Origin of the sequence: Croceimicrobium hydrocarbonivorans (assembly GCF_014524565.1) — a bacterium.
GTDB classification, from domain to species: Bacteria; Bacteroidota; Bacteroidia; order Flavobacteriales; family Schleiferiaceae; genus Croceimicrobium; species Croceimicrobium hydrocarbonivorans.
Map to the genome: position 1 here is coordinate 448,631 of NZ_CP060139.1, position 12,980 is coordinate 461,610.

Below are 12,980 nucleotides of genomic sequence, written 5' to 3' on the forward strand. Positions count from 1 at the left end.
AGAAAATGATTATCATCTATTGAAAATGCTCGCGGTATAAGAAGCGTACGATTCCATCGGCCAAACCTTTCTTGGGTACGATCATCTCTTCGGCCCCAGCCCATTTCATAGCATTGATATAAATGCGCAAGGCATGAGGTAAAACGTCGGTACGATCTGGATTCAAATCAAATTCAATCATCCGCTGATCATCATCAAAATTCAGGATTTGCTCGCGGATCCCCCGCAAACCTTTTAAGGTCATGGTTTCCCCCTTTCGCTTTTGAGCTAATTTAAAGGTTCGGTTGATGTTACCCCCGGAGCCAACCATCAGCACCTCATCAAAATCTTCTGTTTTCTCTTGAATCCATTCCTTCATTTCCTCCCAGCGCTTTTTCTTCACCAGGTCCTTAAGCAAACGAATGGTTCCTATTTTAAAAGATCGACTGTTGCGGATTTCCCCTTTATGGAAAAGAGTGAGCTCGGTACTACCACCCCCCACATCGATATAAAGAAAGGTCTCATGGGCTTCCGCCACATCGCCAATCATATCCGAACTAAAAATCATGCGGGCCTCTTCTTTGCCGCTGATTAATTCGATATTCACTCCACTTTCGCGATAGATGCGCTCTACTACCTGAATACCGTTCTTCGACTCCCGTAAAGCGGAGGTGGCACAGGCGCGGTATTTCTCCACTCCATGTACTTCCATAATTTTCCGGTAGGCCGACATCCCCGCGATAAGGCGTTTTAAATTGCTTTCGCCGATCCGTCCTTCTCCAAAAGCATCTGGTCCCAAACGAATGGGTAAACGCGTTAAGGAGGATTTCTTAAACATTATGGTTTCGCCAGACTCAATAACGTTGGACACCAAAAGTCGAACTGAGTTCGAACCAATATCAATTCCGGCTAATTTGTGGATTTTCACTTCCCTAACTTTAATTGCTTCTTCACATAGTCGTGCATGGCATATTGCGAGCGAATCTTAGGTCCGCGAATTTGTCGATACTCATTATTGAGTTCGGCATTATGCCAGCGCGATTTCACATTGTCCTTCCAGATAATCTCAAAATGATCGCGCAATTGACGCTTCACTTTTTCATCGTAAACCGGAGTGGTAACCTCCACCCGATAATCCAGGTTTCGAGGCATCCAATCTGCTGATCCTAAGAAGTATTTCGGATCACCGCCGTTTTCAAATATGATTAATCTGCTGTGCTCTAAATAACGATCTAAGATAGAGATTGCTTCAATATTCTCGCTCATCCCCTTTTGACCGGGCACTAAAGAACAGATACCACGAATCACCATCTGCACTTGCACGCCATAGGCACTGGCTTCATAAAGCTTGTCGATAAGCTTTACATCTGAGAGGGAGTTCAATTTCATCTTAATGCCGGAAGAAAGTCCCTTTTTGGCATTTTCGATTTCCTTTTCAATCAGCTTAATAAAGCCTCTACGGGTATCATGAGGCGAAACCAAAAGGTGGCGATACTTCTTAACCTTATAATTATTTCGCAGAAAATCGAATACCCTCGCTACATCCTTGGTGATCCTTTTATCCGCCGTAAGGAGATGATAATCCGTATAAAGCTTAGAGGTGCTTTCATTAAAGTTTCCGGTTCCCACCGAAGCATATAATTGCTCGCGGCCCTCTACTTCTTTGGTAATCAAAATAACCTTGCTGTGCACCTTTAAGCCTTGCACGCCAAAGATTACGTTTACCCCTTCACTCTGGAGAACTTCGGTCCACTGAATATTATTGGCTTCATCAAATCTCGCCTGAAGCTCAATTACCGCTGTAACTTCCTTACCATTTTTAGCCGCATTCACCAAGGCGGAAATCACCCTCGAATCCGAAGCCATTCGATACAAGGTTATATCAATGGAACGTACTTCAGGATCAATGGCCGCTTCTCTTAGGGTACGGATGATATAACTGAAATTATGATAGGGTAAAAAGAGCAATACATCCTTGGTATCCAAAACCTCCAAAATACTGCGATCCATATCCAAATCGGGATGCGCCAATTGAGGCAGACTTTCAAATTCCAGCTCCTTATCACCAATATTGGGGAATTTAATCAGGTCCTTTTTATTGTGATAGCGACCACCTGCAATCAGGCTATCGTAGCTATCGAGGTCCATTTCTCCCACAAGGTATTGCAGGGTTTCCTCGGCAATTTCTTTATCATACACAAAGCGCACCGGATCTCCCGAACGACGGTTTTTTACCGAGCGCGTCATTTTCTCTAAAAAGCTTTTCGAAACATCATCATCCAAATCCAATTCGGCATCACGGGTGATCTTCACCGTATGCGCTTCAATGCGATCGATATTATAGATAAAGAGGATATATTCCAGATTGTAGCGAATCACGTCCTCTAAATACATTACATATTGCTTGCCGTAACGCGGTAGACTTACAAAGCGCCCTACCTGCTCCGAAGGAACTTCAATTAAGGCAAAGCGAGGCTCATCCGGATTCTGTTTCACATACATGCGAATGGCCAGGTAAATAGACTTATCCCTAAGTTCTGGTAATTCCTGACTTTGCCCCAGCATCAAGGTAAAAACCGTAGGACTTACCTTTTCGATGAAGAATTTTCGGACATATTCTTGCTGACCAGCGGTGAGCTCCTTTTCATTAACGATCTCAATATCATGCTCGGAAAGTTCCTGCATCAATTGATCATTAATTTCCTGAGAACGGGCCTGCATAACTTGCACCTTCTCCGAGATCTCCATGAGAACCTGCTCCGGTTCCAGGGCTCCCAAACGTTCTTGCTTTTGGTCGGTCATCTGGGCCAGGCGCTTCATCGATGCATAGCGCACCCTGAAGAACTCGTCCATATTAGATGAAAAAATCCCTAAAAAACGCAGGCGTTCAATTAAGGGATTGTTCTCACTGTCCAGGGCTTCTTGTAGAACCCTTTCATTAAATGCTAACCAAGAAATATCGCGGGCTATAATCCGCTTAGAGGCGGGGAAATTCACTTCTTCTTACGTCTTTTGGGATAGTCGAAAAATATTAATTCGGCTTCCTGGCCCAAAGCTTTCCAATCTTCAGATTCGAATTTGAGACAAGCCACGCCGGTGGTAGGCACATTATCGATAATATGATCGATGCAGTGGTTTACAAAGTTAGTGAGCGTGGGATTGTGACCAAAGAGAAAGACAGAATGAATGCTATTATCCAATTTGGCTAAAGCCTGAAGGATATCATCCCGATCACCGTGGTATAAATTAGCTTCGATATGAATATCACTAAAGGGATATTGTAATTCCTGAGCAAAGATTAAGGCGGTATGCATGGCTCGGGTGGCCGGACTAGAGATCATAAGCTCCGGTGCTTCCTCCTGTTTTTGCAGCCATTGGGCAGTAGTATGCGCGTCTCTGATGCCCCTACCTTTAAGGGGTCGGTCAAAATCCGTAATTCCTTCCTCCTTCCAGGAAGACTTGGCATGACGAACGAGATAAAGCTTTTTCATCGATAATAGGAAAAATATGCGTATCCGATGGGAATTTAGCCAAAAGCCTTTAATGGAAAAGGAGGATGCAGAAAATTAACCCATAAATAATTTCGCTTTAAGCGCGATTATCCCTAAGGCCTAATATTCTGGATTATCGAAAAAAAAATTAGAGAATTAGAGGCCCTTGGCTTTGGCTTCTTCCCAATAGCGATCCATCTCTTCCAAAGACATCTCATCGAGCTGTAATCCCTTGGCCTTTGTCGCCTCTTCCAAATACTGGAAGCGACGAATAAACTTCTTATTGGTGCGCTCCAAAGCAGATTCGGGATCTACCTTAATGAAACGGGAAATATTAATCAACGAAAAGAGTACATCTCCAAACTCCGCTTCAATCTTTTCAGGATCTGCAGCTTCGACCTCTGCTTCCAGTTCCGAAATCTCTTCTCGTAATTTGGCCCATACCTGCTGGGTTTCTTCCCAATCAAATCCAGCCCCACGAGCTTTATCCTGAATGCGGGTGGCCTTCACTAAGGCAGGTAAGGAGCGAGGCACTCCTTCGAGCACCGACTTCTTCCCTTCCTTCAGCTTTAGCTTTTCCCAATTGGCCTTAACGGTTTCTTCGTCATTGGCCTCAACATCACCATAAATATGAGGATGGCGATGAATCAATTTTTCGCAGATGCTATTGAGAACATCGGCAATATCAAAGGACTGTTTCTCCTCCCCAATCTTCGCATAAAAGACCATATGCAGGAGGAGATCACCCAGTTCTTTCTTCACTTCCGGTAGGTCCTCATCCAAAATGGCATCGCCTAATTCATAGACTTCCTCAATGGTGAGATGCCGCAGGCTCTCCATCGTTTGCTTGCGATCCCAGGGACATTTTTCCCGCAGATCATCCATAATATCAAGCAATCGACCAAAGGCCTCCAGGCGTTCTTGCCGGCTGTGTTTCATATCTATTCGCTTTCTTCGCTGCTCTCTTCTGCTGGAACTTCCGCGGCCTTGTCATCAGGACGATTCAGAAGATCACATTCATGTAAGAGGTTGTACCAGCTAAATAATTTTTTGAGGTGAGAGGTGTACACACGCTCCTCATCGTAATCGGGCAAAAAGCTCGACATGAATTCACGTAGTTCATCACCACTGGCTTTTTTCACGTCCAAAGCCTTGGCTCCTTCCAGTTTCTCGAATAAACGATCGTAAACTTCACCTAAAGGCAATTCCTCTTCGTAAGTATAAATGGCAATATCGCTCAAGGCAGATACGTCGGCACGCTGTGAAACCGGCATGCGTTTTTGATCTAATAAAGATTCTACCAATACGCCTTGACGAGTGGCTTTTACCAATTTGAACAGGCCGGGCTTTCCGCCGATAGCCAGAATATCATCTAATTTCATAATCTTAATTCACAGAGTTAGTTAAACTGTCGCCTTCTTGCTTCCCTTGCTTTGCCTTCTGCATCCATTCCTGAACCAGTTCGACATCGCTTTTTTCTTCGGACAACAGATCCATTAATTGTCGGGCTTGATTGGCCAGACTGTGACTGGGGAATTTGCGTACAAACTCCTTATAGGTCAATAATGCTTTATCCCGCTCCTGGATCTCCTCATAATATAAGGCCAATGACATTAGGGCCTTGGGAGCTTCCTGGTGATAGGTATAGGTATCAATTAATTTCTCGTAAGCTTCAATCGTTTGCAGCTCATGCCCTGGGTAAGCCCGATGCATTTCGGCAATCTTCTTTTGATAAAATGGAGCCAATGAATCTTTGGGATAGGCTTCGATATAATTGGCATAGGCTTCAATCATCGAAGAAGCCAAAGCCGTATCCAACTGTTCTTGCTTCCGCATTTGGCTTTCCAAAGCCTGAATAGATTCCTGACGTTCCTGAGCATCACTCATACCGCCTTGGCAGGCTGATAAAGTAGCGATCAGGCCCAGTACAAAAAGGCTTTTTCTCATCATTTGGCAAATGGGAATTTCATTCGGTAGCCCACCTTAATTTGCCCTTTGGAAATATTGTTGAGCTTCTTCTTCAGCATATTCTTACGCAGTGGGCTCAAATAATCGGTAAATAAAATACCATCAATATGATCGTACTCATGCTGAATAACGCGGGCCTTTAAACCTTCGTAGGTTTCTTCATGCTCATTCCATTCCCGATCTCGGTAGCGAATAACAATACGCTCCGGGCGATCTACATCACCACGTATATCTGGAATACTCAAACAGCCTTCGTTAAACACAAAGTCATCACCATCTTCTTCGATAATCTCCGCATTGATGAACACTTTCTTAAAGTTGTTCAGGCCTTCAACATCCTCCTCACCTTCGTCAACAAAGCCCGAGGTATCTACCACGAAAAGACGAATAGACTTACCAATCTGAGGAGCTGCCAATCCAACACCATGCGCATTATACATGGTTTCGTACATATTATCGATCAATTCCTGAAGACCGGGATAATCCGCTTCAATATCTTCCCCTTCTTTTCTAAGGACGGGGTCACCGTAAGCCACAATGGGTAATATCATTCTGCAAATTTGGGCAAAAATAAGGATTGACCACAAGGCCCCAAGCAAGCTTTTAATGTTGCTCGAGATAATCTCTTAAGATAATGGCCGCACTAATGGGATCAAGGCTCCCTTTCTGGCGTCTTTGTTTCTTCTTCATCCCCGACTCTATTTGCGCTCGCTGGGCCATTTTAGAACTAAAACGCTCGTCTTGTAACACGATCTTCAAAGTGGGAAAAAGCTTCTCCAATTTTTGATGCCATTCGCGCACGCGGGCCGAATTATGACTGTCGCCACCATCCAAAGCCAATGGTTCACCCAGCACAATTGCTTCAATTTCCTCCTTCGCCATCCAATCTTTAAGATAGACCTCCAGTTGGTCTGTTGCCACGGTTTCGCGGGGGGACGCGATCATTTGCAAGGGATCGGTCTCTGCAATGCCGGTTCTTTTACCTCCAATATCTAAAGCAATGATCTTCGCCACGGGCTTCTTACTTTTGCGCAAATTTAAAGCGAATCATGAAGCAGCACGAAGAACATATCTTGAAAGCTTGGGAAGACCGTGAATTATTAAAAGATCCGGCAACTGTAAAGCTTATCGAAGAATGTATCGAAGCGATCGACAAAGGAGAATTGCGTTGCGCCGAAAAAGTAAATGGTGAATGGCAAGTGCACGAATGGGTAAAGAAGGCGGTAATCCTCTACTTCCCTACTCGTAAAATGGAAAGCCTGGAGGCCGGTCCTCTGGAATTCCACGATAAGATTCCTTTAAAGAAGAACTATAAAGAATTAGGCATTCGGGTGGTTCCTCATGCCATTGCCCGCCATGGTGCCTATGTGGCTTCCGGGGTAGTAATGATGCCTTCTTATGTAAATATTGGCGCTTATGTAGATAGCGGTACCATGGTTGACACTTGGGCCACTGTTGGCAGCTGCGCGCAAATTGGCAAGAATGTTCACCTTAGTGGTGGCGTGGGAATTGGCGGCGTTTTAGAGCCCGTGCAAGCATCTCCGGTAATTATTGAAGACAATTGCTTTATTGGATCTCGCTGCATTGTGGTAGAAGGAATTCGCATTGAAGAAGAAGCGGTATTAGGTGCCAATGTGGTGCTTACCGCCTCTACCAAGATTATCGATGTAAGCGGGCCCGAACCCAAGGAAATCAAAGGTTACATCCCAGCCCGCTCGGTGGTAATTCCTGGCTCTATGCCTAAGGAATTCCCCGCTGGAACTTATAATGTGCCTTGTGCTCTAATTATTGGTAAGCGTAAGGAAAGCACCAATAAAAAGACCAGCTTAAACGATGCCTTACGCGAATACAATGTGGCCGTTTAATCAGCCATAAGAATTTCAAATTAGCCGGGTTTATCCCGGCTTTTTTATTTGGATGTGAGCCTTCTAAATATAAACTTGCCACAAATTAATCGATGATGCGCACGCTTTGCTTTTCCCTGGCACTACTGCTGTTTCCCATGGCTGGGGCCGATAGATCCGGATCTAAATGGGAGCTTCGTAAAAATGAAGATGGGATAAAAATCTACACTCGGGCAGTAGAAGGCGCCGCCTTGGATGAGTTTAAGGCTCATGCCGAGTTCAATTTTCCCATGGAGAAAATCGTTGCGATTTTAGAGGATGCTGATCATTTCAAAGATTGGATGCCCAATTGCTCACATTCGAAGCTCATTAAACGTGAAGGGCAAAAACAATATCACTATACCATTACTTCTGCCCCCTTCCCTTTGGATGACCGCGATTGCTATTATCGCTTTAGTTATGAAAAAACTAGCAATCAGGTAAAAATCAACATGGATGGACTACCAGACTATGGCCCCAAGAAGGAGGATATGGTGCGAATTCCCAGTGTAAAAGGCTATTGGCTTTTTGAAAAACTAGGGCCACAAAAAACAAAGATCACCTATCAAGTACTCGCCAATCCAGGTGGAAGCATCCCGGGCTGGTTAGCGAATGCCGGAACGGTGGACTCGCCTTTCAATACCTTGAAAAACTTACGCAAGAGATTGGAGTCCTAGAGCGATCTTTATTTATTCAAGCGCAATTTCTGCAAGGTCCGTGAGGCTATAATGATACTTAGGATCGCTAAGAAAGATGCCAAAATAAAAGGCGCTCCCGGATAATAATAATCGGTGTCCGGATGGGTATAATAGCCAAAGATACCGGTCATTAATGGCGGACCTATAATGGCGGTTAGCATCATAATATTAGTAATCCCCCCTTGTAATTCGCCCTGCGCATTTTTAGCAGTTTGGCCAGCCATTATCGATTGTAATGAAGGTCCAGCCAATCCCCCGAAAGCGTATGGAACTATTACGGCATACACCATCCAGGGCTCGGTAATAATTCCTAAGAGCAGTAATCCCAAAGCATTGAAGAAAAAGCCCAAATAGACTGCTTTCACTTCACCCAGCTTTTTCACCACTTTACCTACCACTAAACCTTGGATTAAAGCCACCATCACCCCAACGAAACCCAAGGAAAGACCAATCTCTAAAGCACCCCAATGAAATTTTTCTTTGGTGTAAAAGGACCAGTTGGATTGAGTGGCATGCGCCGCCACATAAATAGTAAAGAGGCTAATGATTAGAGGAACAATTATCTTATTGGAGAAAATGCTTCGGAGGGTACCAATAGGATTGGCTCGTTTCCAAGAGAAAGCTCTGCGATGTTCGGCATCCAAAGATTCGGGTACTACAAAATAACCATAGAGCCAGTTTAATAAGGCCATAGCGGCCGCGGCCATAAAAGGAACCCGCGTACCATACTCACCCAGTAAACCTCCAATGGTAGGACCCACAATAAAGCCTAAGCCAAAAGCGGCACCAATCATTCCGAAATTCTTAGCGCGGTCTTCCGGACCACTGATATCAGCGATATAGGCATTGGCTACGGTCATGCTACTGCCACAAATCCCGGAAATAATTCGCGCTACGAAGAGCCAGGCCAAACTGGGAGCAAATACAATTACCAGATAATCCAGGCCTAAGCCAAAGAGTGAAATTAAAAGCAAGGTGCGTCGCCCAAAACTATCGCTGAGACCGCCTAAAATAGGCGCAAAAATGAACTGCATAGTCGCATAGGTAGCAGCCAATAGGCCACCATACCAAGCAGCGGTACTATTATCAAAATCAGTGAGTTCCTGTATTAGATCGGGAACAATGGGAATGATAATACCGATCCCAATAATATCAATCAGGATGGTAATAAAGATAAACCGTACGGCAGCACTTTTTCCTCGCATGGCCCAAATGTAAATCAATATGGGCTTTGGTTTATCAGTAAATTATAAGGGAGGGTAATCTTTTCGACTTAAGCTGAGTTCGGAGTGACTCACTGATAATTGACACTTTCTTGGAAAGCAAATAATGCGGATCGGAACAATCAATTAATGCCAAAGGAGAAAACTTCCCTTGATTTTAAACTAATTCTTGCCATCCAATAATTACTGCATCCACCGGAAATAAAAACCCATCTTTCTTTCCAGTTCGGGTGATTTACAATTACACTTTTATGGACATAGTGAAACAAGATGCAGTCCTCAGATTTTTCCTCATCATAATAAAAAACAACTTGCCTATAATAGTCATCCCATGAATCCAATATTACAGGACAGTTGCCCCCTCCTTGTTGGGGTAACTCACCGTCTCTAAACCTATGTTCAAGGTACCTCCTTATCAAACTATCAGATGATATTACAGTCCTTTCTTCCAAAACATTTATTCTTGATGTTGGCAGTCCCACACCTAATTTCTTGGAATCTGCAAAGACGATCCATTCAGTATTATTCCTCTTAAAGTGAAATGATTTGCTTTGAGCGGAAAGTTTAATTAGAGGTAATACGATAAATGTAAATGTGGCTATCCACCTCTTAATTTTCAATCTTTCAAACATGCTTTTCTCCAATTTCAGTAATGATCAATACCCCCATAAATAAGCGACCATAAGCCTTTATGAAAAAAAATAGATTCATTCAAAATTAACCCTTTGAACGATTCTATCTACCCCCTCTATCCTACGCCGTTCTTTAATCAGCTTGACACGAGGAAGCATTTTCATATTCAAATAACTTAGAAGAATGACTGCCAAAGCATTCAAGCCAAGTGCCACAAAACTCAAAGTATTTAAAGTGGTACTCTTCCCGAACAAAATGATCAGCAAAAAAGATAAGATATAGAAGAAGCTTAATCCCGATATCCAGAGGTAGTATTTATACATTCGTCTTAGTACCACTACTAGAGCAAGACCAGACCAAACAAGCATTGGGAACATTTCAGTAGCCCAAAAGACTACTAGCACCATCGACAGCAATATCAAAATGACCAACCCATTTAAAGAGTCATATTTGAGAACAGACCTCCTTGAAGGGATGTGTCTAATAAATTCCAACAACTTTGATTTAGATATTTCTAGAGACAAAGCTTGAAAAACATCTTGATGACTTTTCCCCTCTTTCAAAAGTCGAATCGCAGCCTGTTTCACCTCTTTTTCAGTCATGGAGTCTTTCATTCTTTCTCTCAAGAATAGAGGAATACCAGAATCAAAGCTTGAAGCATCGCTAAACCCATTAGCATAAAGTCCCAATTAGTGAATTTTCTTTCTTCCTTTTCAGAAATTAAGGACTCGAATGCTTTGGTTGGGAAATAATAGAATTGTGCTGGTCTGCTATACTCTAATAGCGATTTCTTGTGAGCCAAATGAGCTATTGGAAATGCAAGCATTCCGAAATAGTAGGCATCAGAGATCATGAGCCCCATCAAAAGGGAAGCTATTATACACAGATACATTTCTCTTTTTTCTACTACCAATATCAACAGAAAATTGAAGGCTAAATAAGTAAGCACCCGCAAGGTTTTAGCTTCAATTAAAACCCCGCATGCAGGGGTCACATAATGAAGTAGAAAAATTAAGAATGAAATGCCTAATACGATTAGGAGTCTATGCATTTTAATCCAGGTAAAATATTCTATTTCAGAACAGTACGTAATTATCAATTAAGGCACAATTCAATAATAAGTCTCATCGGTTTATTGGCTGTACTGCAGGTAGAATTTTTATAGGTATGACTCTTTTTTGAAAAGGAGCTATCTCTTTCCGATCACAAATCTAGAAACACATTGTTTAACATGCTCTCATCAAAGTCATTAAAAGCCTTATCCTGTTGATTTGTAGAAAAGCAATAAAAATACTTTTGGGCATCATAAACAACTACATAGACAACACCATCTTCCACTATTCTTGATCGATGTTGGTGTTTATAGATTTTATAATCGCTTAAAAAAGTTAAGCCTTTAAAATAATGATCAAAAAAAGACTGACGAGCTATAAACTCATCCTTAAAATACTTTAAAAACGTTTCAAGCTCACAATTATCCGTCTTCACAACTTTATAATCATCCATTTGAATTCGCTGAATATAAAACTGCTCAGGATCAAAGCTTGAAACCTCAATTGGAACTGGCACCCAATCTCCGGTATAAAGCAAATTATCCAAACGACTTTGATAAATTAAATTTTTACAAGCACTTAAGGACGCAGCTATAAGGAGTATTAGTACTATTCTCATACTTCTTAAAAAATGTAAATTTCTAAACTGTAATTGATTAAATTTTAGCCAAATCTAAAAGATCGGCTCATTGCCTCGCCATCTCCTATCCTTTAAAACTCTTCACCATCTAAATCATCTAGCCCCACAAGTACTTTCAAGCCTTTGGGTTTAGATGAATTTAATCGGTGGAGACCCCTTTCTATAGAACTCTCTAAAACATCTTGCATCTTAGGTACAATCACAGGCAATCAACTTTAAGTACCAATTCTGATTCTAGACTAAAGTAAATGTCAACCCCGGTAGAAGCTCCTAAGGTTGTGCTGTAATGGTATTTATTTACCTCTATATAATTTACACCAATCGACTTCTTGAGTTTCCGTGTAGACTCCGGTTTTCCCATAATCTCTATTACCTCTTCAACCGTCATTCCCAACTGAAGCCTTTGACAATTGGCTATATTTTCAGATGCCTTTATTTCATATCTGGTATAGTCCACAACAAGGTATATTAAGGACAGTAAGGCAAGCCCCTTCCAAAAATAGCTTTTGCTAAAAAATGGCATCAATACTCTATGCTTTCAATAAGCTCCTGGATAGCATTTAGCTTAAAATCAGCAAATGCTCCTCGTGGCTTATCCTTTGCTGTAAAATCAAATACATATAGATGACTCTTGGAAGGCCAAATCATATGGAGCTCGGAGAGAAACAAATCCCCTCTTTCATTTTCATAGCTATATCTTAATTCATACCAGGTAGAATCCGATGAGTGTTCAAAGCTATCTTGAAGTAAAGTAATCTTGAGAAGAGAGGTTTTACCTAAATCCCTAACATAGGCGGTAATTAGTTTTGACCAGTCCAAATATTCAAAGCTAGGGTCAATCTTTGCCTTCGACACAAATAAATTGTTACAGTAGGATTCAGAACAAGGAACAAACTTATAGCCTTTCGTAGAATCTGTAATTTCTTCCTGTTCCCAAGAAGATGATAATCTATAAGATATATCTCCAATAAGAACTTTTCCATCTACGGGATCATTGGGATTCGTACTATCTCCATTAGGCATCTCGATTTTAGTGCTATCACTTGAAGATTTCTCGGTTTTTTCAGCAGCTGTGCTAGTGCATGAAAAAGTAATCCCCATTAATAATACCCAAATTAGTACTTGTTTAAAATCCATTGTTACTCTTTGTTTTCATATTCACCCAGGGAGTCTCTACTAAGAAAGACCCATTGAAAATTCTCTTTTTTTAGTAAAAAAACTGGGTATAAAAATTCGATTTGAATTAACAGCTTGAAACCTCTTCTAGAAACTAAGTCCTCTGAAAAAGGAATTCAAGGCAAAGAAACATTTTAATTTTCTCAAAACTCTTTGATCTTTACGACAAGCTTTTAAGGAACAAATTTTTAACTCCGATGGAAAGCTATGTAGACCGATCTACTTGCACCTTAGCAA

Annotated in this window: 16 protein-coding genes; 2 read left to right on the plus strand and 14 right to left on the minus strand. The window is 41.9% G+C overall.

Going from position 1 to position 12,980, the window contains the following annotated elements; all coding sequences use genetic code 11:
* Positions 1–16 precede the first annotated feature (16 nt).
* The 8 genes from H4K34_RS02095 to ruvX form a co-directional block, all read right to left on the minus strand.
* Positions 17–907 carry a Ppx/GppA phosphatase family protein gene (locus H4K34_RS02095; RefSeq protein WP_210759184.1) on the minus strand — a complete coding sequence of 297 codons (891 nt, stop codon included), beginning with the start codon at positions 905–907 and terminating at the stop codon, positions 17–19.
* Complete coding sequence (ppk1, locus tag H4K34_RS02100; RefSeq protein WP_210759185.1) at positions 904–2,976, minus strand: polyphosphate kinase 1; 2,073 nt, start codon at positions 2,974–2,976, stop codon at positions 904–906. Before ppk1 ends, H4K34_RS02095 begins: the two co-directional genes overlap by 4 nt.
* Complete coding sequence (locus H4K34_RS02105) at positions 2,973–3,470, minus strand: SixA phosphatase family protein (protein WP_210759186.1); 498 nt, start codon at positions 3,468–3,470, stop codon at positions 2,973–2,975. Before H4K34_RS02105 ends, ppk1 begins: the two co-directional genes overlap by 4 nt.
* A gap of 156 nt (positions 3,471–3,626) precedes the next feature.
* On the minus strand, positions 3,627–4,409 hold the full coding sequence (gene mazG, locus H4K34_RS02110) for a nucleoside triphosphate pyrophosphohydrolase (RefSeq protein WP_210759187.1): 783 nt from the start codon (positions 4,407–4,409) through the stop codon (positions 3,627–3,629).
* 2 nt (positions 4,410–4,411) lie between these two features.
* Positions 4,412–4,852, minus strand: coding sequence for a DUF5606 family protein (locus tag H4K34_RS02115; RefSeq protein ID WP_210759188.1), 441 nt, complete (start codon positions 4,850–4,852; stop codon positions 4,412–4,414).
* 4 nt (positions 4,853–4,856) lie between these two features.
* The gene (locus H4K34_RS02120; RefSeq protein ID WP_210760519.1) at positions 4,857–5,420 is read right to left on the minus strand and encodes a tetratricopeptide repeat protein; all 564 of its coding nucleotides are present in this window, start codon (positions 5,418–5,420) and stop codon (positions 4,857–4,859) included.
* Positions 5,417–5,989 carry a peptide deformylase gene (gene def, locus H4K34_RS02125; protein WP_210759189.1) on the minus strand — a complete coding sequence of 191 codons (573 nt, stop codon included), beginning with the start codon at positions 5,987–5,989 and terminating at the stop codon, positions 5,417–5,419. The genes H4K34_RS02120 and def overlap by 4 nt, the downstream gene beginning before the upstream one ends.
* A 52-nt stretch (positions 5,990–6,041) precedes the next feature.
* Positions 6,042–6,452, minus strand: coding sequence for a Holliday junction resolvase RuvX (gene ruvX / locus H4K34_RS02130; protein WP_210759190.1), 411 nt, complete (start codon positions 6,450–6,452; stop codon positions 6,042–6,044).
* Between the two features lie 35 nt (positions 6,453–6,487).
* Between ruvX and H4K34_RS02135 the strand changes: the two genes are divergently transcribed.
* Positions 6,488–7,303: a 2,3,4,5-tetrahydropyridine-2,6-dicarboxylate N-succinyltransferase gene (locus tag H4K34_RS02135; RefSeq protein WP_210759191.1), complete on the plus strand. Its 816-nt coding sequence runs from the start codon at positions 6,488–6,490 to the stop codon at positions 7,301–7,303.
* A gap of 92 nt (positions 7,304–7,395) precedes the next feature.
* Positions 7,396–7,998, plus strand: coding sequence for an START domain-containing protein (locus H4K34_RS02140; RefSeq protein WP_210759192.1), 603 nt, complete (start codon positions 7,396–7,398; stop codon positions 7,996–7,998).
* Positions 7,999–8,006: 8 nt separating this feature from the next.
* Here the strand turns inward: H4K34_RS02140 and H4K34_RS02145 are convergent, their stop codons facing one another.
* The 6 genes from H4K34_RS02145 to H4K34_RS02170 form a co-directional block, all read right to left on the minus strand.
* Positions 8,007–9,224 carry a TCR/Tet family MFS transporter gene (locus H4K34_RS02145; RefSeq protein WP_210759193.1) on the minus strand — a complete coding sequence of 406 codons (1,218 nt, stop codon included), beginning with the start codon at positions 9,222–9,224 and terminating at the stop codon, positions 8,007–8,009.
* 140 nt (positions 9,225–9,364) lie between these two features.
* On the minus strand, positions 9,365–9,874 hold the full coding sequence (locus H4K34_RS02150) for a hypothetical protein (protein ID WP_210759194.1): 510 nt from the start codon (positions 9,872–9,874) through the stop codon (positions 9,365–9,367).
* A gap of 75 nt (positions 9,875–9,949) precedes the next feature.
* Positions 9,950–10,564: a hypothetical protein gene (locus H4K34_RS02155; RefSeq protein ID WP_210759195.1), complete on the minus strand. Its 615-nt coding sequence runs from the start codon at positions 10,562–10,564 to the stop codon at positions 9,950–9,952.
* Between the two features lie 514 nt (positions 10,565–11,078).
* Positions 11,079–11,546 (minus strand): hypothetical protein, encoded by a 468-nt coding sequence (locus H4K34_RS02160; RefSeq protein WP_210759196.1) that lies wholly within the window; start codon positions 11,544–11,546, stop codon positions 11,079–11,081.
* Between the two features lie 220 nt (positions 11,547–11,766).
* Positions 11,767–12,024 carry a hypothetical protein gene (locus H4K34_RS02165; protein WP_210759197.1) on the minus strand — a complete coding sequence of 86 codons (258 nt, stop codon included), beginning with the start codon at positions 12,022–12,024 and terminating at the stop codon, positions 11,767–11,769.
* 65 nt (positions 12,025–12,089) lie between these two features.
* On the minus strand, positions 12,090–12,704 hold the full coding sequence (locus H4K34_RS02170) for a hypothetical protein (protein WP_210759198.1): 615 nt from the start codon (positions 12,702–12,704) through the stop codon (positions 12,090–12,092).
* Between the last annotated feature and the right edge of the window lie 276 nt (positions 12,705–12,980).